This window comes from Janthinobacterium sp. DSP2-3-3 (assembly GCF_049897325.1).
In the GTDB taxonomy this organism is placed as follows: domain Bacteria; phylum Pseudomonadota; class Gammaproteobacteria; order Burkholderiales; family Burkholderiaceae_D; genus Janthinobacterium.
Window position 1 is genome coordinate 339943 of the sequence record NZ_JAFCWA010000001.1, and the last position, 22270, is coordinate 362212.

15 protein-coding genes and 6 tRNA genes are annotated in these 22270 nt (G+C 61.7%); 3 read left to right on the forward strand and 18 right to left on the reverse strand.

The genetic code is table 11. The features are described from left to right. Nucleotides 1-14: 14 nt before the first annotated feature. From selB to ACP7DE_RS01720, 7 genes are all read right to left on the reverse strand, one after another. Nucleotides 15-1970, reverse strand: coding sequence for a selenocysteine-specific translation elongation factor (selB, locus tag ACP7DE_RS01690; protein ID WP_426070462.1), 1956 nt, complete (start codon nucleotides 1968-1970; stop codon nucleotides 15-17). Then, nucleotides 1967-3376, reverse strand: a complete 1410-nt coding sequence (gene selA / locus ACP7DE_RS01695; RefSeq protein WP_426070463.1) for an L-seryl-tRNA(Sec) selenium transferase — start codon at nucleotides 3374-3376, stop codon at nucleotides 1967-1969. The genes selB and selA overlap by 4 nt, the downstream gene beginning before the upstream one ends. Further along, a complete protein-coding gene (gene fdhE, locus ACP7DE_RS01700) occupies nucleotides 3373-4428 on the reverse strand; it encodes a formate dehydrogenase accessory protein FdhE (RefSeq protein WP_426070464.1) in 1056 nt (351 codons plus the stop codon). Before fdhE ends, selA begins: the two co-directional genes overlap by 4 nt. Nucleotides 4429-4568: 140 nt before the next feature. Then, nucleotides 4569-5252 carry a formate dehydrogenase subunit gamma gene (locus tag ACP7DE_RS01705; RefSeq protein WP_426070465.1) on the reverse strand — a complete coding sequence of 228 codons (684 nt, stop codon included), beginning with the start codon at nucleotides 5250-5252 and terminating at the stop codon, nucleotides 4569-4571. After that, nucleotides 5239-6162, reverse strand: coding sequence for a formate dehydrogenase subunit beta (fdxH, locus tag ACP7DE_RS01710; RefSeq protein ID WP_426070466.1), 924 nt, complete (start codon nucleotides 6160-6162; stop codon nucleotides 5239-5241). The genes ACP7DE_RS01705 and fdxH overlap by 14 nt, the downstream gene beginning before the upstream one ends. A 13-nt stretch (nucleotides 6163-6175) precedes the next feature. Next, complete coding sequence (gene fdnG / locus ACP7DE_RS01715; protein WP_426070467.1) at nucleotides 6176-9247, reverse strand: formate dehydrogenase-N subunit alpha; 3072 nt, start codon at nucleotides 9245-9247, stop codon at nucleotides 6176-6178. A gap of 305 nt (nucleotides 9248-9552) precedes the next feature. Continuing rightward, nucleotides 9553-11712 (reverse strand): TonB-dependent receptor, encoded by a 2160-nt coding sequence (locus ACP7DE_RS01720; RefSeq protein WP_426070468.1) that lies wholly within the window; start codon nucleotides 11710-11712, stop codon nucleotides 9553-9555. A gap of 382 nt (nucleotides 11713-12094) precedes the next feature. Between ACP7DE_RS01720 and ACP7DE_RS01725 the strand changes: the two genes are divergently transcribed. Beyond that, nucleotides 12095-13810: a methyl-accepting chemotaxis protein gene (locus tag ACP7DE_RS01725; protein WP_426070469.1), complete on the forward strand. Its 1716-nt coding sequence runs from the start codon at nucleotides 12095-12097 to the stop codon at nucleotides 13808-13810. A 54-nt stretch (nucleotides 13811-13864) separates the two neighbouring features. Here the strand turns inward: ACP7DE_RS01725 and ACP7DE_RS01730 are convergent, their stop codons facing one another. The 3 genes from ACP7DE_RS01730 to ACP7DE_RS01740 form a co-directional block, all read right to left on the reverse strand. Beyond that, nucleotides 13865-14317 carry a hypothetical protein gene (locus ACP7DE_RS01730; protein WP_426070470.1) on the reverse strand — a complete coding sequence of 151 codons (453 nt, stop codon included), beginning with the start codon at nucleotides 14315-14317 and terminating at the stop codon, nucleotides 13865-13867. Nucleotides 14318-14386: 69 nt separating this feature from the next. Next, entirely contained in the window at nucleotides 14387-15874 is a 1488-nt protein-coding gene (locus ACP7DE_RS01735) for a SulP family inorganic anion transporter (protein WP_426070471.1), read from the reverse strand. A 454-nt stretch (nucleotides 15875-16328) separates the two neighbouring features. After that, nucleotides 16329-16970 (reverse strand): TetR/AcrR family transcriptional regulator, encoded by a 642-nt coding sequence (locus ACP7DE_RS01740; RefSeq protein WP_426070472.1) that lies wholly within the window; start codon nucleotides 16968-16970, stop codon nucleotides 16329-16331. A 76-nt stretch (nucleotides 16971-17046) separates the two neighbouring features. Here ACP7DE_RS01740 and ACP7DE_RS01745 point away from each other — a divergent pair, with 76 nt between their 5' ends. Together ACP7DE_RS01745 and ACP7DE_RS01750 are read left to right on the forward strand one after the other, a co-directional pair. Further along, nucleotides 17047-17871, forward strand: a complete 825-nt coding sequence (locus ACP7DE_RS01745) for an inositol monophosphatase family protein (protein WP_426070473.1) — start codon at nucleotides 17047-17049, stop codon at nucleotides 17869-17871. Between the two features lie 24 nt (nucleotides 17872-17895). Continuing rightward, nucleotides 17896-18513: an NAD(P)-dependent oxidoreductase gene (locus ACP7DE_RS01750; protein WP_426070474.1), complete on the forward strand. Its 618-nt coding sequence runs from the start codon at nucleotides 17896-17898 to the stop codon at nucleotides 18511-18513. Between the two features lie 87 nt (nucleotides 18514-18600). Here ACP7DE_RS01750 and ACP7DE_RS01755 read toward each other — a convergent pair. From ACP7DE_RS01755 to uvrC, 8 genes are all read right to left on the reverse strand, one after another. Continuing rightward, nucleotides 18601-18674, reverse strand: a tRNA-Cys gene (locus ACP7DE_RS01755). A 42-nt stretch (nucleotides 18675-18716) separates the two neighbouring features. Further along, nucleotides 18717-18792: transfer RNA gene (locus ACP7DE_RS01760), tRNA-Gly, on the reverse strand. An 83-nt stretch (nucleotides 18793-18875) separates the two neighbouring features. Next, nucleotides 18876-18951 (reverse strand) — tRNA-Gly (locus tag ACP7DE_RS01765). Between the two features lie 55 nt (nucleotides 18952-19006). Next, a tRNA-Gly gene (locus tag ACP7DE_RS01770) sits at nucleotides 19007-19082 on the reverse strand. A 71-nt stretch (nucleotides 19083-19153) separates the two neighbouring features. Continuing rightward, nucleotides 19154-19229 (reverse strand) — tRNA-Gly (locus ACP7DE_RS01775). 92 nt (nucleotides 19230-19321) lie between these two features. Beyond that, nucleotides 19322-19397: transfer RNA gene (locus ACP7DE_RS01780), tRNA-Gly, on the reverse strand. A 225-nt stretch (nucleotides 19398-19622) separates the two neighbouring features. After that, a complete protein-coding gene (gene pgsA / locus ACP7DE_RS01785) occupies nucleotides 19623-20207 on the reverse strand; it encodes a CDP-diacylglycerol--glycerol-3-phosphate 3-phosphatidyltransferase (protein ID WP_101481959.1) in 585 nt (194 codons plus the stop codon). Between the two features lie 127 nt (nucleotides 20208-20334). Further along, a complete protein-coding gene (gene uvrC / locus ACP7DE_RS01790) occupies nucleotides 20335-22251 on the reverse strand; it encodes an excinuclease ABC subunit UvrC (protein WP_426070475.1) in 1917 nt (638 codons plus the stop codon). Nucleotides 22252-22270 lie beyond the last annotated feature (19 nt).

Sequence of the window (22270 nt, forward strand, 5' to 3'; positions counted from 1 at the left end):
GCCTGAGTTAGTACTTAGCTGTTGGGCAAGACTGCGGTGTAGGACCACAGCGCCTGCGGGCGTAATAGATGCCCATTGCCAACACGGCGAGTATAACCGACGCGGTCAAAAAATTCCAAGACCTGGATCGCCCGCTTGCGGCCCAGACCGCTGGTATCGCGGAAGGTGGCGGCGCCGACGGCGCCACTGCCCACCGGCAAACCGCCGTCCTCTTCTGCTTTTTGCGCCAGTCCCCGTACCAGTTGCGCCAGCTCGGCCAGCGCCGCCTGGTGATAAAACAGGTCGTGCACGACCTGGCTGATCTGACCGGCCTTGGCAAGTTTGCGCAACAGCCGGCGCGTTTCGTCCTCGGCCAGGCCGAAGTCACGCGCCAGGTCGCGTGTCCACGGCGGCTCGAAGCGCCCGTGCAGCAAGGCCGCCAGCAAGGGCTCGGCCACCATTTCCTCCTGCGGCGTCAGTTCCACGCTGTGCGTCGGCAGATGCAGGCTGGCGCCGCGCGCCTGGAGTTCGCCGCGCGCCAGCAAGCCTTCGACCAGGTGGCTCCACAAGGCGTCTTCCATCTCGGCGTCGACGATGCGTTTCAGGCGCCATAGTTCCGGCCCCGCTTCATCGGGTGCCCGCGCGTGGAAGACAGCCAGGGCGGCCAGCACGCGCGCTTCCAGTGCTGCCTGCGCCGCCGGCGCCAGCAGCAGGGCATCGTCACCGCGCAGGGCGATGCGCTGCGTATCGGGCGGCAGCGCGATGGCGGCCGCCGGCAGCAGCGACAAGCGCACCAGCAGCGACTCGCGCAAACCCAGCGGGCTTTGCGCCAGCAGGGCCGCATAATCGCCCTGCGCGACAAAAGCCGCCAGGGCGTCCAGCCAGGCAAGCCTGGCCGGGCTGCGGCGCTTGCGCGCGGGACCGAACGGGTCGAGCACCATGCCACCGCCCACCGTTTGCGTCGCTTGCGCATTGCGCACGACGAAGCGGTCGCCGGGCACGGCGTGCATGGGCGTCTCGAACACCAGCTGTACCCTGCCCGTCTGCCCCGGCGACAGGGTCTCGCCATCGAGCATGACGGCGCGCGCCAACTGGTGCGCCGCGCCCAGATGCACGTGCAGCGGCGACCAGGCTTTCAGTTGCACGCCGGCGTCGGGCAGCAGGCTCAGTTCCACATCGACGCGCTCCGAGCATTGCGCCAGTGCCGGCGCGACGATCCAGTTGCCCCGTTCAATGCGTTCGCGGTCGATGCCGGCCAGGTTCAGCGCCAGGCGCTGGCCCGCCATGCCCATCTCGGCCGCGCGGTTTTGCGCATGGATGCTGCGCACGCGCGCGCCTGCGCCGCCGGGCGCCAGCTGCAAGGTGTCGCCAACTTTCGCCATGCCGGCCAGCGCCGTGCCGGTGACGATGGTGCCCTGCCCCGACAAAGTGAACACGCGATCCACGCCGAGGCGGAACAAGCGCCGCTCGTCGCGCTGCGGCAGGCTGCGCGACACTTGCGTCAAGTGCGCCAGCAAGGCGGCCACGCCGGCATCGTTGTCGCGGCTGGCGGCAGTGGGGAAAATCGGGCTGCCCGCCAGCGGCGTGTCGGACAGCAGTGCCTCGATATCCGCTTCCACCTGCGCCACACGGGCACTATCGGCGCGGTCGATCTTGGTCAGCGCCACGGCGCCGCGCGTCACCCCCAGCAATTGCAAAATGGCCAGGTGCTCGTGCGTCTGCGGCATGATGCCATCGTCGGCCGCCACCACCAACAGGGCAAAGTCGATGCCTGTCACGCCGGAAGCCATGGTACGGATGAATTTTTCGTGACCAGGCACGTCGATCACGCCCAGCACCGTGCCGTCCGCCAGCGGCAGGTAGGCATAACCGAGTTCAATCGAGATGCCGCGCGCCTGTTCTTCCTTCAGGCGGTCCGTGTGCACGCCCGTCAGGGCGCGCGTGAGCGTCGTCTTGCCATGGTCGATATGGCCTGCAGTGCCGACGATCATGCGGACAACTCGTCAAGCTGCGCGCTGAAAGCCGCCTCGTGCGCCGCCTCCAGGCAGCGCAAGTCCAGCCACAAGGCATCTTGTCCGATGCGCCCGATCACGGGGCATGGCAAGGCGCGCAGGCGCTGCTCCAGCGTTCCCAATGGATTGCTCAGGCGCGAGCCCGGCGCGCTGCGGATGGCCAGACCAAAACTGGGCAACTGATCGACGGGCAAGGCGCCGCTGCCGATCTGGCTTTTCATGGCTTCAGCCGTCACCACGTACTGCATGCCCAGCGCGCGTTGCAACAGCGGCAGCAGGGTTTCCGCCTGCGTGCGCATGGCGGCAGCAGGACGTGTCAGCAGGCGCAAGGTGGTCAGTCGCTCGGCCAGCAAGTCCGGCGCGCGGTACAGCTGCAGCACGGGGGCCAGCGCGGCCAGCGTGAGTTTGCCGACCCTCAGCGCGCGTTTCAGGGGGTTGCGCTTGATCTTCGCGATCAAATCGGCGCGTCCGACGATGACGCCGCATTGCGGGCCGCCCAGTAATTTATCGCCGCTGAAGGTCACCAGGTCGGCGCCCGCTGCGATGGTTTCGCGCACCGTCGTTTCATGTGGCAGACCGTATTGCGCCAGGTCGACCAGGGTGCCGCTGCCCAGGTCCACGGCCGTCGGCACGCCGTGTTTTTCCGCCAGCGGCACCAGTTCGTCGAGCTCCACGCTTTTCGTGAAACCGGTGATCGCGTAATTGCTGCAATGAACCTTCATCAGCAGGCTGGTCTGCTCGTTGATCCCGTTCGCATAATCAGCCAGGTGCGTGCGGTTGGTGCTGCCCACTTCGCGCAGCACGGCACCCGCGCGCGTCATCACGTCGGGGATGCGGAAGGCACCGCCGATTTCCACCAGTTCCCCGCGCGAGACAATCACCTCTTTATTCTGCGCCAGGGTATTCAACATCAGCAGCACGGCTGCGGCATTGTTGTTGACGATGGTGGCCGCTTCGGCTCCCGTCAGTTCGCGCAGCAGTTCCTCTACCAGGTCGTCGCGGTCGCCCCGCTTGCCCGTTTCCAGGTCGAATTCCAGGTTCATCGGCCACTGCAGCGCCTCCACCACGGCTTGCACGGCGTCGTCGGGCAACAGCGCGCGGCCCAGGTTCGTGTGCAGCACGGTGCCCGTCAGGTTGAACACGGCGCGCAGCTGCGAGCACGATTGCGATTGCAGCCGTTCAGCCATTTGCGCGACGATGGCGGCAAGCGATGCGCCCTCTTCGCACACTGCGCCCGCCAGCATGGCGGTGCGCAGTTCGGCCAGCACGGCGCGCGCGCAGGCCAGGGTTTGCACGCGGCCGTAGTGTGCCATCAGCGCAAGGCAAGCCGCGTCGCCCAGGATGCGGTCAACCGACGGCAGGCGCACGGTTTGCCCCGTCGTCATGCTTGCTGGCCCTCGCTGGCGTCGTTCTTCCCCAGCCACAGCAGCGGATTGCCGCTGGCGCGCTGGTAGCCCGCTTCGCCCACCAGCAGGTCGAGCATCAGGCTGGCCAGGTCGTCGGCCAGCGGCTCGACGTTGTAATCGTGTTCCTGGTTGAAGACCTTGCGGTAGGTATGACAGTCGTCGCAGGTTTCCGCGCGCGCCACTTTTTTCGGATCATTCGCCTTGTTGGGCAATTTGTCGTCCTTCGCCGCCACCGGGTCGAACGGCGCCGCATCGGCCGCGTCCAGACCCTGGTAAGCGATTTTGCCATTCTGTTCGCAGGTCGAGCACTTCACGCGCACCATATGCCATTCGCTTTCGCAGATGCCGCAGTGCAGATAGCGATAACCCTGCGACTGGCCGCCGATGCGGATCACGCTGGCGACGGGATGCGAACCGCAAACGGGGCACAAGGTGCCCGTTTCCAGGTCCGGCACGCGCGCGGCGCGCAGTGCGCTGGCCGACACCGACCACAGGATTTGCAACGCGGCCGCGACGAACGGCGCGTGCATGGGATTGAGGTTGTCGCCGTTTTCATCGAGCACGGCATCGGCGCAGGCGTCGAGTGCTTGCGCGTCGAGCGCGCGCAGCTGGGCCAGCACCTGCGTCAGGCCGCCGGATAATGCCGGCTGGCTGGCCGCCGTGGCAGCCAGTTCATCGAGCAGGCTGGCAAAGATGTCGCGCCAGACAGGCGGACGGGCGCCGCTGACAGGCAGCACGGGCATGCGGTGCTGGATGGCGCGGCGTAGCGCGTCGGGATCGGCGGCAGGCACGGCGCCGGGCGCCAGCTTGCCCACCACGGCGGCCTGCGCATCGGCCAGCGCGGCCATCAACACCAGGTAGCCCTGCATGCCCGCGTCGACGGGGATGCCCTTGATGTTGCCTTGCGCCAACTCTCGCAAGCGCAAGGCGCGCGCCGTGAACAGGCTGTCAGGCTGCGGCAGCAGCAGGCGCGGTATCGCGTTGTGGTCCAGGCCTTCGATTTCGCCTGGTTGAAGAATGCGTTGTACCAATGGAGTTTTCCCATCAAAAAAAGCAAGGCATAGCCAGCGGAGTTGGCTGTGCTGTAAAAGTATTTTAATCGATAAAGAGAAAGGGGCCGATCCCGTGGGACCGGCCCCGGCTCTTGCAGCAGGGTATCGCTTGCAGCAGCTTAATCCTTGCTGTTGCGCATCACCGCTTCAAACCACTTCGGATGGTGCTTGCGCGCCCAGCCGTAGGTGACCGTGCCGCGCACCATGGCGCCGATCGAGCCCTTGACCCACAGCGCCGCGTAAATGTGCACGATGATGGCGCAGATGATGGCAAAAGCACAACCGGCATGCAACAAGGCGGCAAAACGCACCACGTCGATCGGGAAATAGAACGCGAAATACGCACGCCAGATCACGATGCCCGACAGCAGCAATCCCACCATGCAAGCGAGCAGCACGAAGAACAGGATCTTCTGGCCGGCATTGTATTTGCCAATCTTCGGAAGCTTTTCTTCGCGGTTGTTGAGCACATCGTCCATCTGTTTCAGCCACTGCTTGTCGCCGTCCTCGAACTTGTTGTGGTGCCAGAAGCGCACCACCAGGATCGCGAACGAGACAAACATCACCAGGCCGGCGAACGGATGCAAGATGCGCGTCCATTGCCCGCCGCCGAACAGGTTCGCCAGCCACGCCATCGAGGGATGGAACATGGCCAGGCCGGACAAGGCTAGCATGACGAAGGTGATGGCGGTCACCCAGTGATTCGTGCGCTCGTTGGGATCGTAGCGCTGGATCAGCGGGTTGCCATCCTTATCGCGCAGCTTGCCATCGTGCTGTTCACGATGCTGTTCACTGTGATTCATGCTGTTCCTCCCGGATCCGCTTAGCCTCTTCCAAGGCTTCGTGCTCTTCATCCTTGCTCACTTCGTTCGGACCGACACGCGTGTAATGGAAGAAGCCTGCCAGCGCCGTGGCAGCCATGCCGGCCACGGCCAGCGGCTTGGACCAGCCCTTCCAGAAGCCCACCATCGGGCTGATACGCGGGCGTTCCGGCAAGTTCGAATACAGCTTCGGCTTGTCGGCATGGTGCAGCACATACATCACGTGCGTGCCGCCCACGCCCAGCGGATCGTACAAGCCCGCGTTGTCGAAACCGCGCGACTTCAGGTCGACGATGCGCTCTTCCGCATGCACCTTCATGTCTTCCTTGGTGCCGAAGACGATGGCGCCCGTCGGGCAGGTTTTCACGCAGGCCGGTTCCTGGCCCACGGCGACGCGGTCCGAGCACAAGGTGCACTTGTAGGCGCGGTCGTCCTTTTTCGAAATGCGGGGCACGTCGAAAGGACAGCCGGCCACGCAGTAGCCGCAACCGATGCAGTTTTCCTGGTGGAAATCGACGATGCCGTTCGTGTATTGCACGATGGCGCCCGGCGCCGGACAGGCTTTCAAACAGCCCGGATCCTCGCAGTGCATACAGCCATCCTTGCGGATCAGCCACTCGAGGTTGCCGTCATTGTTTTCGTGTTCGGCAAAACGCATCACCGTCCACGATTGCGGCGTCAAGTCCGTCGGATTGTCATAGGTGCCGTGGTTTTCGCCGACTTCATCGCGCAAGTCGTTCCATTCCATGCACGCCGTCTGGCAAGCCTTGCAACCGATGCATTTCGACACATCGATCAGCTTGGCCACGGTGCCGGTCACGGGGCTGCGCGCTTGCGGCGGCGTCACCGTGGTCGCCGACAGGCGCCGGATATCTAAGGATTGCAGTGCCATTATTGAGCTCCCATCATGCTTTTTCCACCTTCACCAGGAAGGACTTGAATTCCGGCGTTTGCGAATTCGCATCCCCCACGCCCGGCGTCAGGGTATTAATCAGATACCCCGGCTTGGCCACGCCTGTAAAGCCCCAGTGCAGCGGCAGGCCCACGGTATGCACCTGCTTGCCCTCGATCATCAACGCCTTGATGCGCTTGGTGACCACGGCCTTGGCGATGATGTGCCCCCGCTTGGAACTGACGCGCACTTCACCGCCGGCAACGACGCCGATGCTCTTGGCCAGTTCTTCGCCGATTTCGACAAATTGCTGCGGCTGGATGATGGCGTTCAAGCGTGCATGCTTGGTCCAGTAATGGAAATGCTCGGTCAGGCGGTAGCTGGTCGCCACATGCGGATATTCCTCATGCGTGCCGAATTGCTTGCGGTCAGCGGCGAACACGCGCGCGGCCGGATTACTGGTCGCCAGCGGGTTTTTCGGATGCATGGGGTTGTAGCCCAGCGGATTTTCGAACGGCTCGTAATGCTCGGGGAACGGTCCTTCGGCCATGGCGCCACGCGCAAAGAAGCGCGCCACGCCCTCGCCCAGCATGATGAACGGGCCCATGCCGTTTTCCGGCGGTTCGTCGACCTTGAAGTCGGGAATATCGGCCCCGCTCCAGTTCGTGCCATTCCACTCGATCAGCTTGCGGGTCGGATCGAAAGCCTTGCCCTTCACGTCGCATGAGGCGCGGTTGTACAGCACGCGGCGGTTCGCCGGCCATGCCCAGGCCCAGCCCAGGGTCTGGCCGATGCCGGTCGGGTCGCTATTGTCGCGCCGTCCCATCTGGTTACCCGCTTGCGTCCAGCTGCCGGCAAAAATCCAGCAACCGCTCGACGTCGTGCCGTCGTCGCGCAACTGCGCAAACGAAGCCAGCTGCTCGCCCTTCTTGAGCAGCAGCTTGGTGGCATCTTTCGGATCGTACAGATCGGCCAGCGCCTTGCCGTTGAATTCGCGGGCGATTTCTTCCGGCTGCGGGTTATGCGGCTGCGCATAATTCCACGTCAGGTTAAGAATCGGATCGGGGAACTTGCCGCCCTCTTTCTGGTACATGGTGCGCATGCGCAAGAACAGGCCCGACATGATCTCCAGGTCGCTACGTGCCTGGCCCGGCGGTTCGGCCGCCTGCCAGTGCCACTGCAGCACGCGCGAAGAACTGACCAGGGAACCGCGCTCTTCGGCGAAGCAGCTGGTCGGCAAGCGGAACACTTCCGTCATGATCTTGGTGGGATCGACTTCGTGGTATTGCCCGTGCGGCTTCCAGAATTCGCCCGTTTCCACGGCCAACGGATCCATGATGACGAGAAACTTCAGCTTCGACAGCGCTTCCGTGACCTTCTGCTTGTTCGGCGCGGACGCCAGCACATTGAAGCCCTGGCAGATATAGCCCGTCATCTTGCCTTGGTGCATGTTCTCGATGGCTTGCATCAAGTCATACGGCTTGTCGAGTTTCGGCAGGTAGTCGAACGCGTAGTTGTTCTCGGCCGTGGCGAAATCACCCCACCACGTCTTCATGAAGCTGACGTGGAATTTGCGGTAATTACTCCAGTAACTGAGCTGGTTCGGCCGCAGCGGCTTGGTGGCGCGCGCAGCGATGTAGGCATCGAAGTCCTGCTCGGCTTCGTTGGGCAAGGTCATGTAACCTGGCAACAGGTTCGACATCAGGCCCAGGTCGGTCAAACCCTGGATGTTCGAGTGGCCGCGCAAGGCGTTCATGCCGCCGCCAGCGATACCCATGTTACCGAGCAAGAGCTGCACCATGGCGCCCGTGCGGATGGTTTGCGCGCCCGTCGAGTGGTGCGTCCAGCCCAGCGCGTACAGGATGGTACCGGCGCGTCCCGGCACGGCGGTCGAAGCCAAGGCTTCCGCCACCTTGTGGAACTTGTCGGGCGAGACGCCGCACGTGCGCTCGACCATCTCGGTCGTGTAGCGCGCATAGTGCTTCTTCATCATCTGGTAGACGCAGCGCGGGTGTTCCAGGGTCGGGTCGACCTTGGCATAACCGTCGTCGCCGATCTCGTAATCCCAGGTGGCCTTGTTGGTGTACTTGCCTTTTTCCTTGTCGAAACCCGAGAACAGGCCGTCTTCGAACGCATAGTCTTCGCGCACGATAAAGGGCATGTCCGTGTAGTTGCGCACGTACTCATGCTGGATCTTGTCGTTCGTCAGCAGATAATTGATGATCGCGCCGAGAAAAACGATGTCCGTGCCGGTACGCGTGGCGCAGTAATAATCTGCCACGGATGCGGTACGGGTAAAACGCGGATCGACAACGATCAGCTTGGCCTTGTTATGCGCCTTCGCTTCCGTTACCCATTTGAAGCCGCAAGGATGTGCTTCTGCTGCATTGCCGCCCATGACCAAAATCACATCGGCATTCTTGATATCGACCCAATGATTCGTCATCGCGCCACGGCCAAACGTCGGGGCAAGACCTGCCACCGTCGGTCCGTGTCATACACGCGCCTGATTATCAAAGGTCAGCATCCCCATGCTGCGCACTGTCTTGTGGGTCAGGTAACCGACCTCGTTACTGCCGGCGGACGCGGCCAGCATGCCGGTGGAGAGCCAGCGGTTGACGGTCTTGCCGTCGGCATTCTTTTCGATCAGGTTGGCATCGCGGTCATCCTTCATCAGGCGCGCGATCTTGTCGAGCGCCACATCCCAGGAGATAGCTTGCCATTCCGTGCCGCCCGGTGCCCGGTATTCGGGCACTTTCAGGCGGTTCGGGCTGTGGATGAAGTCGACCAGACTGGCGCCCTTCGGGCACAGCGTGCCGCGGTTCACCGGGTGATCGGCATCGCCTTCCACGTGGATGATGCTGGAGACGGCATTTTTCGCGCCGTCGCCCAGTCCATACAGCAGGACGCCACATCCTACCGAACAGTAAGGACATGTATTGCGTGTCTCAGTCGTGCGAGACAGCTTGTATTGCCGCACTTCCGCCATCGCCTGACCCGGTGCGAAACCGAGCAGGGCGAGGCTGGAACCAGCAATGGTCGCGCCAGTTACCCGAAGGAACTGGCGCCTGGACATCTGAACCATATTCAGGCCTCTATGATGTGAGTAAATAAAAAGTCATACAACGTCTTGGTGGTGTCATATCACTAAGATATAAGCACCATGCCTGTGCCGTATGACAGCATTTTACCCCTCAAAGCCCATCAAGGCTCAGAGCGCCGGAAAAAATTGCACATAGTCAACATTATTTTGTCGGTACCGAACAGTTCCTCTAAACAATGCCAACCTGCCAGCACCAGCCATGCACCGGTACTGCGCGCTTGCATATCGCTATCCATCCATCCATGAAAAAAACCGCTCGCAAGCGGGTTTTGAGGAAGTGACAAAAGTTACAGACTGTAGCGCAAGGTCAGCGCCACAGTGCGCGGTGCGCCCGGCAAGCTCAGGTTCGGGCTGGAACCATGGCCCGAAACGATGTAGCGCGTGTCGCCGATATTATTGACGTTCAGCTGCACTTCATAGCGGCCGGTGCGGTATGCGGCCATGGCGTCTGCCGTCACGTAGCCAGGCAAGACCACCGTGTTGCCCGCATTGGCGAAACGACTGCCGACGGCATTCGCGCCGCCGCCCACCGTGAAGCCATGGCCCAGGTCTTTCGTCAGCCACAAGTTGGCCGTATTGCGCGCCGTCAGGGTGGCGCGCTTGCCTTTGACAGGGACTTCTCTGGCGATGATGCCGCCCGCCACGTTGACGCTCTTGTCCTTGGCGATGGAGTCGGTGATCGTGGCGTCCAGCCAAGCATAGCCGGCCATCATTTTCCAGCCATCGTGCAAGTCCGCATTGAAGGTCAGTTCCAGGCCGTCCGTGCGCTGCGTGCCGACGGGCACGATGCGGTTCGTGATCGGGTCGCTGGTCTTGATATTGTCGCGTTCCAGGCGGAACAGCGACACGGTGGCGTTGGCGCGGCCGCCCCACAAGTCATACTTGGCGCCCACTTCCGTGTTGCGCGTGGTTTCCGGCGCCAGGTCGGCATTGTTGGCGGCCAGGGCAAAGTTTTCACCGCTAGGCTGGAACGAGCGGCTCCACGAGGCGTAGTACGACTGCGTCGCGCTAGGTTGCCAGACGAGGCCGGCGCGCGGGCTGTAGGCCGCATCCGTGCGCGACAGGTCCGCCGTCGTCACACCAAGCGCATTGGCCAGGCGCGATTGCTGCTTATAGCGGTCATAGCGCAAGCCGGCCAGCGCCTTCCACTCGTCGCTGAAAGCAATGGCATCCTGCACGTAGGCGGCGGCCGTGTCGTAGGTACCGAAGGTATCGCTGCGCGCGCCCAGCTTGCTGCGGTCAACAACGGGCAGGATAGGATTGAAGATCGATACAGGCTTCCCAAGTGTCGACACATCGATGGCTGCCCAACTATTGGCATCCTTGTTTTGCTTGCCGAACTCTGCGCCATACAGCACTTCGTGGCGCAGGCTGCCGGTGACCAGTTTTTGCGTCAGTTCCGTCTGGTTGAACCAGCCGCTCTCGTCGCGGTTCAGCTTGGCGTGGCCCAGTTTCATCGTCCCGGTGACTTCGTTGACGTTGCCGGAAATATTCGTGTTGTTGCGGTCCAGGTGGTAATCGTAGTAGCGGAAGGCATTGCGCAGCGACAAGGACTCGCTGAACTTGTGCGTCAGGGTGGCGGCAGTGGACACGACGCGCGACTGGCTGAAATCGGCATCGCGGGCGTTGGCGGCGCCGTAGTAAGTGCTCGCATCGACAGCCACCGGGCGGCCATGGTAGGACGGAATGCCGAAGTCCGTCAGGCGGCGGTCTTCCAGGTAATCACCTTGCAGCAGCAATTTGGTGGCGCCAGAGAGGCGGATGGCCACGGATGGCGCCAGCGCCGTGCGGTTGATGAATTGCTGGTCGCGGTAGCTGTCCGACAATTCGCGCGCGCCCGTGAAACGCCAGTCCACCGTCTCGCCCACCCTGCCCACATCGACTTCGCCGCGGCGCCCTGCCGTGTTCGTCAAGCTAAGGGCCACGTCCGTGATATCCACGCCCGGTTTCCTGGTGATGCGGTTCACCAGACCACCCGAGGAACCGCGGCCGTACAGCACGGCAGCCGGCCCCTTGATCACTTCCAGGCGCTCCACGTTCGACAGGTCGCGGAAATACAGCGCGTCATCGCGGAAGCCGTCGACAAACTGGTCACCGATGGCCGTGAAGCCGCGGATGAACACCTGGTCGCGCTGGCCGTCGCCCGTGGACAAGCCCACGCCGGGGATGTTCTTCATGATGTCCTGGATCGACATGGCGTTCTGGTCGCGGATGACGGCGGCCGGTACCACGTTGATCGTCTGCGGCACATCGCGCAGGGCCATTTCCGTCTTGGTACCGCTGGCGGAAGTGGCGGCGACATAGCCATCCTTGTCCTTCGATGCCGTCACGGTGACGGCGGGCAAACTTTCCTGGGCCAAAGCCGCCAGTGGCACGGCGCCCAAGGTCAAGGCGCCCAGTACGGCGATGGTGATCGGTTTACATCCTGGCTTGCGCTGTTGCTGCATACAATTCCCTGGTCGGTGGTTTAATACGAATGATTATCATTAGTATTTTATCAGCAGACGCAGCATAAGGTAAGGCGAAATGTAAGTGATAGTACTTATGGACTAGGTACTTGACGTAAAAAAGCAACAGGAAATCAATGCCAAAAAATAATTAAAATTGCTTTGAAAAACTATTTCCCTGCGTCAATGCTATACTTGCGGCTTGCTGGGCAGCGGTCAACCTGACCGATATGCTCCTTGCTTCACCTCCATCGCCACGCTCAGCGTGGCGCGCCGCACAGCCATCACGCGGCACACGAAGACCCCGATCCCCTGCGCCTTGCGGCGCCTGTCCGCCCCTGCTGGCGGCGGCGATCATGACTATTAAACTGTTAGGAATTACATGAAAAACCTGAACATCGGCAGCCGCCTTGGCGTCGGCTTTGCTGTCGTATTGCTGTTGCTTGCCGCCTTGACCATCACTGCCCTCGTGCGCATGCAAACGGCCAGCGACCTGACTTACCGCCTCATCAATACCAGCATCAAGAACCAGCGCATGGTGGCCGAATGGTCGAAGATCATTGAACTCAATAGCGTGCGCGGCGTCGCCTCGTTTGAAATCACCGATCCTGTCGTGCGCGCCAAGATCGAGGAGGACTTGAAGGTCGATGCGGAGCGTTCCAGCAAGCTGCAGGACGACATCATCGCGTCGCTGCGCAACCCTGCCGTGATCGAGCAATTCAAGGTGGTGCGCAAGGTGCGCACCGACTACGTGACGACGCGCGCACGCGCCTTCAAGATGAAAGCCGACGGCGACGTGGCGGGCGCCAAGCAAGTGTTCGAGAAGGAAGTCGCGCCGATCACCAAGGCCTACCTGGCCGAAGTGAAGCGCTTTGCCAACATGCAGATCAAGGCCGCCGACGGCGTCGGCGCCAGCATCATCGAGGCCTACAGCAGCACCCGCATTTTCCTGATTACCATGGGCGTGCTGGCCGTGCTGATGGGCATCGGCTTTGCGTGGTGGATCACGCGCTCGATCACCGGCCCCATCCGTGACGCCGTGAAAGTGGCGGAAACCGTGGCAGCAGGCGACTTGAGCAGCATCATCACGGCGCAAGGCCGCGATGAAACGGGCCAGCTGATGCATGCCCTGAAATCCATGAACGACAGCCTGGTGGGCATCGTCGGCCAGGTACGCAGCGGCACCGACACCATCGCCACGGCATCCGCGGAAATCGCCGCCGGCAATCAGGACCTGTCGTCGCGCACGGAACAGCAAGCCAGTTCGCTGGAAGAAACCGCCTCCTCGATGGAAGAATTGACCAGTACCGTGAAGCAGAATGCCGACAATGCGCGCCAGGCGAATAAACTGGCGGGCGACGCGGCCGGCATCGCCAGCCGCGGCGGCGCCGTGGTGGCCGAAGTGGTTGCCACCATGGGCGAGATCAATACCTCGTCGAAGAAAATCGTCGACATCATCTCCGTCATCGACGGCATCGCCTTCCAGACCAATATCCTGGCCCTGAACGCGGCCGTGGAAGCGGCACGCGCTGGCGAACAGGGTCGCGGCTTTGCCGTGGTGGCAACGGAAGTGCGCAACCTGGCGCAGCGCTCGGCAGCGGCGGCCAAGGAAATCAAGGGACTGATCGACGACTCCGTGCAAAAGGTCGACGTGGGCACGGATCTGGTCGACAAGGCCGGCAAGACGATGGAAGAAATCGTGCAAAGCATCGGCTTCGTCACGTCCATCATGAGCGAGATCAGCAACGCCAGCGAAGAGCAGAGCGCAGGCATCGAGCAAGTCAACCAGGCCATTTCCGAAATGGACCAGGTAACGCAACAAAATGCAGCCTTGGTGGAAGAAGCCTCGGCAGCAGCCGAAGCGATGCAGGAACAGGCGAGCGAACTGGCGCAGGTAGTCAGCGTCTTCCGCCTGGACGCCAATGCGGCGGCGACTGATCGTTTCAGCGTGAAAGCGGCGCAGCGCAGCGTGCCGGCAGCGCCAGCAACCCGGGCCGCGCCTGCCCGCAAGACCTCGGCCCCTGCCCTGCACCTGCCCGTGACACGCGCCAGCAGCAAGGCGGCGGCGCCGACTGAAGGCGAGTGGGAAGAGTTTTAAAGTGGGAGATGTAGTGCGTGGCAGTGGCTGCCACGCATGCCGAACGGCCAGGCATCAGCACAGCCTGGCTTGCGCATCTTCCATGAGCTTCGCCAACTCGCGCGGCGCGGATTGCCCTAGAAATGCCAGCGCCAGCGCCTCCGGATCGATGGCGGCGTCCGCCGGCAAGCCATGCTCGAAGCCGCCCACCATGATTCGGCAGAAATGCGGCGATTCCATCCGCGTTTCCACATACCAGCAGCCCGCATGGCCTTGCACGAAGTATTCGCCGATAAAATAGCCAAGCATGGTTTTCACCCACTGCCAGCTTTCATCACGGATGACGATGGTGCGCATGGCCGCATCGATGTACGGCAAATATTCGGCCGCATTCGTCAACACTTCGTGCGCGGGCTGGATGCCCAGGCGCTCGACAAAACTTACCAGCGACGCACCCAGCGCGTCATAGTAGGCATCAAAAGCCGTTTGGCTTTGCTGCAATAATTGTTCTTGTTCGTTCGACAGCATTCACACTCCACAGACATTCAACAATCCCGCCATTTTCAAGAAATTGCGCGGGTCAGACTATCCATCATTTTACGCCACGCTCACGTCCACCCCGGCCCGCTGCAGCAAGGCCTCATTGCGGGCGGACAGATGCGTCACCTGCAGATGCTTGCCGGCCTTGTCATAGCGCTCATACAGGGATTCGATGGCGGCGATGGCCGAGTGATCGGCCATGTGCAGGTGCCTGCAGTCGAGGATGACGCGGGCCGGATCCGACGCTGACTGGAACAGCTCCTGGAAATGCGTGGTGGAAGCAAAAAACAGGGTGCCGTGCGGCAGGTAAACGCGCCTGCCAGGGCTGCTGTCATCGATGTCGGCACGCATTTCGCGCGCATGTTGCCAGGCAAAATTCAAGGCGGCGATGACGATGCCGCACAGCACGGCCAGCGCCAGGTCCGTCAACACCGTGATCACCGTCACGGCAACGATCACCAGCGCATCCTGCAACGGCACCTTGCCCAGCACGCGCAATGAACCCCAGGCAAACGTTTGCTGCGCCACGACGAACATCACGCCGACCAGGGCAGCCAACGGGATGCGCTCGATCAACGGCGAAAGAAAAAGGATGAACAGTAAGATCATCACGCCGGCCGTCACGCCCGACAGGCGCGAGCGGCCGCCCGAGCTCAGGTTGATCATCGTCTGCCCGATCATGGCGCAGCCGCCCATGCCGCCAAACAGGCCCGAAACGATGTTCGAGGCACCGAGCGCGATGCATTCGCGGTTCGGCTGCCCCGGCATTTCCGTTATCTCATCGGTGAGATTAAAGGTGAGCAAAGTTTCCAGCAGCCCCACCATGGCCATCAGCACCGCATACGGGAAGATGATGTGCAAGGTGGCCATGTCCAGCGGCACGCTGGGCCAATGCAGCACTGGCAAGCCACCGGCGATATGCGCGAGGTCGCCCAGGCTGCGCGTGGGCAAGTGCAAGCTATAGCTGAGCACGCCCACGCCCAGGATGGCCACCAGCGCGGGCGGCACGACACGCGTGATGCGCGGCAGCACGTAGACGATGGCCATGGTCAGGGCCACCAGCGCGACCATCACGAGCAGGGGCGTGCCTTGCAGCCAGGTCTCCCCTTGCGGCGTGGCCTGGCGAAAGTGCTCCAGCTGCGCCATGGCGATAATGATGGCCAGGCCATTCACAAAGCCCAGCATCACGGGATGGGGCACCATGCGGATCAGCTTACCCAGGCGCAAGATACCAAACAGCGCCATCAGGATGCCGCTGAGCACGACGGTGGCCAACAGGTATTGCACACCATGCTGTGCCACCAGCGCCACGATGACGACGGCCATGGAGCCGGCAGCGCCCGACACCATGCCAGGGCGTCCGCCAAAGATGGCCGTCAATACGCAAATGATGAAGGCGCCGTACAGGCCCATCAGGGGATTGAGCTGCGCCACCAGGGCGAAAGCGATGCACTCAGGTACCAAGGCAAACGAAGTGGTCAAGCCAGCAAGAAAATTCTTTTGTAGATTCGGGAACCATTCTGCCCGAAACGTCGCGTTGATCATTGAACTATCCAGGTTTATAACAGTGAAATAGCGCCTGGTGCGGCGCATCCACGCGCACGCAGACGACAGCTTCGCAAGGGAAGCCGGCATATGGCGAACAGTTGGAAAATCAATGACTACATCGGTATGGCGGCAAGGACAATAAACCGCGCGCCGGGCGGCGCTGCTGGGCCAGCCTGGATTATACAAGATCACCCGGGCGGCCTTTACTGCCGGAAAGACCCAGGCCGTAGGCAACTATCGCCCAATGGCGGAAACACTTGAATTGAAGCACGAAACAATCGATGGCAAGCCGCCATTGCTTCGAACAACGGTGCGCATGTAGCGTCTTCCTCTCCCGCCGGCACCGGCTGTAGCCGCAGCAGTCCGGCTTGCCTGAAGGACGGCGCCGCACCCGGGATTGCACCGCGAAGTGGTGGCCGCACTGACCGGTGCGTTTGCGTACGGCCCCAGATCATCCCATCCCAGGCTCAGCGAGCGCACCGAGATAAGCGCGCACCGCCGCTTCAGTACGCGCCACCAATTGTAGCGGATCAACGCTGCCACGGCGGCCGGCGGCGTCTGTCAGCGCGCTGATGATGGCCATCAGATCGGTTGCAGCCAGTTCCGGCGCCAGCATTCCCTTGGAGATGCCAGCACGCACGAAGCCGGCCAGCGCCACATGCATGGTCACGCCATTGCCAGATGCCGGCATGACCGCCGACAAACGATGCTGTTCAAAATCGAGCAGCGCCGCCAACGCAGGCCGGCGCAACTGGTGGCGCACCGCAATCTCGATTAGCTGATGCAACGCCATGCATCGGTCATCCTGGGCCAGCGCCTGTATCGCCTCGCGCACCAAGTCTGCCCTCTCGCGCTCGATCAGCGCCACTGTCACGGCATCCTTGGTGGGAAAATATTGATAGAGCGAGCCGATGCTGACGCCGGCGCGTGCGGCGATGGCATTGGTGGTGTAACCGTCCAGTCCGGATTGCTCAAGAATGTGAGCCGCGCCTTCGAGTATGGCCTCGACGGTATGGGCGGAACGCGGCTGGGACGGCGCTTTGCGCGGCTTCAGGCGGCGCGCACTTGCCGCTTTGGATTGCGAGTTGTTCATGTGAGCTAATGCTCATATCATTTTCCTGCCACGTCAAGCGCAATTTCTGCGCTGGCGAACCACTACGGAAACATCCATGAACTCTTCAAACAATACACATGCCACGGCGTCCGGCGACGCCGAACTGCTGGCGCTGGTCGTGAAAGCCGTGCAGTCGGCAGGCAAGGTCATCGAGGCCCGTTTCAGCCCGGGTGCACGGCCTGAGCACCGGGGCGATATCGGCGCGTTGATCGCCGCCAACGATGCCATTGCGCTGGCCATCTTGCGCCCGGCCTTGTCTAAGGCCCATCCCGCGGCGCGATGGACGGAGGATGAAGGCGGCAGCGGCTTGTTGCCTGACGGCGAATGGTGGGTCTGCGATCCCGTCGAGGGAGCGATCAACCATATCCACGGCTTGCCCGAGTGGGGCGTGACGGCCACGCTGGTGCGCGACAACGCGCCCGTGCTCACAGCAGTGCATTTGCCCATGTGCGCAGACACCTATACGGCCTTGCGTGGCGGCGGCGCATGGCTGAACGGAAAACGGTTGCACACATCGCTGAAAACCGAGCTGAACGCCGCCATGGTCGGCACCGGCCAGGCGGTGCCCGGTGAAGGCAGCAGCGTCTACCAGCGCATCGGCAAGTCGGTGAGCGCCATGCTGGAAGCGGCGCTGGTGGTCAGGGTCTCGGTGCCATCGACCTTGCAGCTGGTGCAGGTTGCTGCCGGCCGCCAGGATCTGTTCTGGCAATACAGCCAGGTGCGCTCGGGCTTGCTGGCCGGAGCGCTGCTGGTGGCCGAAGCGAACGGCAGTGTATCTGACCTGGACGGCAATCCGTGGCACTTGGGCAGCAGCACCCTGCTCGCCGGGGCCCCGGCGCTGATGGGAGCCGCTGTTGCCGTCATGTCCACCATTGCCTGATTTCCAGTCTTTCAAGGAACATTCATGAAACTTGCCATTTTTGGTGCCTCTGGCGCCACCGGTCGTCAGCTGCTGAGGCAGGCGCTCGATGCCGGCCACACGGTCTCGGTGTTGCTGCGCAGTGCAGACGCTTTGCCTATCGATCATGCCCGCCTTACGCGCATCGTTGGCCAACTGGGTCACCCCGCCACCATGCGCGCTGTCGTGCAAGACGCCGAGGCGGTAATCAGCGTGCTGGGCGCGCGCAAGGGCGGTGCACAGAACATTTGCAGCGATGCCATGCGTCATATTTTGCCTGCCATGCAGGCGACCGGAGCACGCCGGCTGATTGCCCTGAGCGCCTATGGTGCATCGGAAACATACAAGGCGTCATGGTTCATACGCTTCGTGCGCAAGATGATAGGCGCAAAAATGCGCGACAAGGACAAGATGGAAGCACTGGTGCGCGCCAGCGCTACAGACTGGACGCTAGTGCGCCCGCCCGCGCTGACGAACGGCCCGTCGACCGGCGTGTATCGTAGCGGCACCACCTTGAAGCCTGGCATCATGGGACGGATATCGCGCGCCGACCTGGCCGCCTTCATGCTGCGGACGGCTGAACAGGGAAATCATCTCGATCAGGCGCCTGTCGTCTGCACCTGAGTGCACAGCGTCGCCGGTCGCGCAGAAACACTGCAGCTGGCGCCCAAATGAAAATAGCCCACTCGAAAGTGGGCTATTTTTTTCATCTGGAGGCGAGGACGGGAATCGAACCCGTCTAAACGGCTTTGCAGGCCGCTGCATAACCTCTTTGCTACCTCGCCAGAGGAACTGCTTGGATGGGCCTTGCGGCACACCATGAAAACTGGAGCGGGAGAAGAGTCTCGAACTCTCGACCTCAACCTTGGCAAGGTTGCGCTCTACCAACTGAGCTACTCCCGCATTGGAGCTTGGTTGCTGCTTAATCACGCTGCGTACTGCGGCGGATAAAAAAAGGAAGCCAGCTTAGCTTCCCTTTAGAATTCTGGAGCGGGAGAAGAGTCTCGAACTCTCGACCTCAACCTTGGCAAGGTTGCGCTCTACCAACTGAGCTACTCCCGCATTGGAGCTTCTATTATCTGCTACTGCATCTTGCTGTACTGCCTCCAACTTTCGCTGGAGCGGGAGAAGAGTCTCGAACTCTCGACCTCAACCTTGGCAAGGTTGCGCTCTACCAACTGAGCTACTCCCGCATACGAACCACTATTTTACTGCTTTTTCCTACCGTTTACCAGTGCTGCTTTACTGCTGATCCAGTATTCACTGGAGCGGGAGAAGAGTCTCGAACTCTCGACCTCAACCTTGGCAAGGTTGCGCTCTACCAACTGAGCTACTCCCGCAGTGGACAACATTGTATCAGAAGCTCTACTACATCACCAGTACTACTTTTTACTGCATACGCTGTTTTTACCTATGACACTCTCCAAAAAACTGGAGCGGGAGAAGAGGCTCGAACTCTCGACCTCAACCTTGGCAAGGTTGCGCTCTACCAACTGAGCTACTCCCGCGTCATCAACAACAGGCCAGCATTATAGAGGGATTACAGGGGCTGTCAACGGGCAATATCTGGTGTTTTGCAAAATATTCCGAAGAAAGCCGCCAATCCCACCTTAAGGTCCGCCGAATAGCGTAGCGAGCAAGCTCAATATCGTGTTGAGTAGCGGAGCTGTACGAAGGTACAGCGAGCAACGGAGACGCGAGAGTGAGCTGCGCAGTAGCTAGGCGGAGTGGCCTTAGTGCAAATTTCCCGCTTTTTCCTTGATCAAGGGCCATGCCAGGCGCAAATAATAGAACATCGACCATACCGTCAGCACGCAGGCGATCCACAGCAGCTTTTCGCCCCACACGTGGGTGTCGATCGCGCCGAAGATCACGTCGTGGTACAGCAGCAAGGGAATGGCCGTCATTTGCGCGGCCGTCTTGATCTTGCCGATCGAGCTGACGGCCACCGATTTCGATGCGCCGATCTGCGCCATCCATTCGCGCAATGCGGAAATGGTGATTTCGCGGCCAATGATGATGAAGGCCAGCACGGCATTGACACGGTCCAGCTGCACCAGCACCAGCAAGGCGCCCGCCACCATCAGCTTGTCAGCGACCGGGTCGAGGAAGGCGCCAAAGGCCGAGGTCTGGTTCCAGCGTCGCGCGAGAAAACCATCGAACCAGTCGGTCACCGCGGCAACAATGAAGACCAGGGTGGCAACCAGGTTCTGGTCGCCATGCAGCAGCATCGACGGCGGCAGGTAAAATACGCCGACGACGAGCGGTATCAGGGCCACGCGCAGCCAGGTCAAAAGAATGGGAATATTAAAAGGCATAAGGAAGCAATCGGCCGACGGGTAAATTGAACATGAAGAAAGCGTGAAGAAAGCGCCACTAGTCTACATGGCCCGGGGGTATTAGCCTAGTCCGGTTGCGGCAGCGCCGGTCCAGGCCACTTATCCATTAATGTAGCTGCTTGTAGATTTCTTCCGCGAGTTGCGTGGAAATCCCCTCCACCGACATCAAATCCTCGACGCTGGCATCGACCACGCCGCGCAAGCCGCCAAAGCGCGACAGCAGCTTCTGCCGACGCTTGGCGCCGATGCCTTCTATCTCTTCCAGGCGCGAGGTCTGGCGCGTCTTGGCGCGCTTGGCGCGCATGCCCGTGATGGCGAAGCGGTGCGCCTCGTCACGGATTTGCGCGATCAGCATCAGCGCCGCCGACTCCTTACCCAGTTCCTGCGCCGGACGACCATCGACGAACAGCAGGGTTTCCAGGCCCACCTTGCGCCCCTCCCCCTTGGCCACGCCGACAATCAAGCTGATATCGAGTCCCAGCTCGGCAAACACCTGGCGCGCCATTTCAATCTGCCCCTTGCCGCCGTCGATCAGCACCACGTCGGGCATCACGCCATCGCCATTGGCGACCTCATTGGCCACCTTTTCGTAGCGGCGCATCAGCACCTGGCGCATGGCCGCGTAATCGTCGCCGGGCGTGATGTCGTTGATGTTGTAGCGCCGGTATTCACCATTCTGCATGGTGTGGTGGTGGAACACCACACACGACGCCTGCGTCGCCTCGCCCTGCGTGTGGCTGATGTCGAAACACTCCACGCGCAGGCTGTCGAGGTCTTCCGTTTCCAGGCGCAGCGCCTCGGCCAGCGCACGCGTGCGCGACTGCTGCGAACCTTGCTCCGACAGCAGGCGCGCCAGCGAAATCTCGGCGCCCTTCTGCGCCATCTCCAGCCATTGGCGGCGCTGTCCCTGCGGCTGGAAGATCAGGTTGATGCGGTGGCCGCACTGCTCCATCAGGGCCACGATCAGGGCCGGCTGGTCGAATTCGATATTCAGGATCAGGGTGCCGGGGATGAATTTTTCCGTGTAGTGCTGGGCCAGGAAGGCGGCGAGCACTTCCACCTCGATGGGCTCTTCGGCAATCGCCGCCGCATCGCTGAGCTGGCTGGGAAAGTAGGCGCGGTCGCCCAGGTGGCGCCCGCCGCGCACCATGGCCAGGTTGACGCAGGCGCGCCCGCCCTGCACCAGCACGGCGAGGATGTCGACATCGGCGTCGCCCGTCGTTTCCATGCTTTGCTGGTGCAGCACGCGCGACAGCGAGGCGATCTGGTTGCGCACCACCACGGCCTGCTCGAATTTCAGCTCGGCGGCAAACGCATGCATCTTCTTTTCCAGGTCAGCCATCACTTCGCTCTGGCGCCCGCGCAGGAAGCGCGCCGCGTTTTCCACGTCGTTTTTATAGTCTTCCTTGCTGATCAGGTCCACGCAGGGTGCGCTGCAGCGGCCGATCTGGTGCAACAGGCAGGGCCGCGTGCGATTCGCATACACGCTATCCTCGCAGGTGCGGATGAGGAATACCTTTTGCAGGATCTGCATCGATTCCTTGACGGCCCAGGAACTGGGAAACGGCCCGAAATACTGGTTTTTCTTGTCCACCGCGCCCCGGTAATACACCATGCGCGGCGCGTTGCCGTTGGTGATTTTCAGGTAGGGGTAGGACTTGTCGTCACGAAACAGGATGTTGTAGCGCGGCTGCAGCGCCTTGATCAGGTTGTTTTCCAGGATCAGCGCTTCGGCCTCGCTGTGCGTGACGGTGGTTTCCAGGCGTGCGATGCGCTCGACCATCATGGCGATGCGGGGGCTGGCCAGGTTTTTCTGGAAATAGCTGGAGACGCGCTTTTTCAGGTCGCGCGCCTTGCCGACGTACAACACCTTATCCCCGGCATCGAAATAGCGGTACACGCCGGGCAGGTTGGGCAGCTTGGCGACCGTGGCCAGCACGTGCGCGCGCGGGTCGGGTGGCGTTTCCGCCAAGGTCGATACAGGGATCGAATCAGGGATCGGTTCTGGGCTTGCTTCGGTCATTGCTGGCTCATTGCGTACT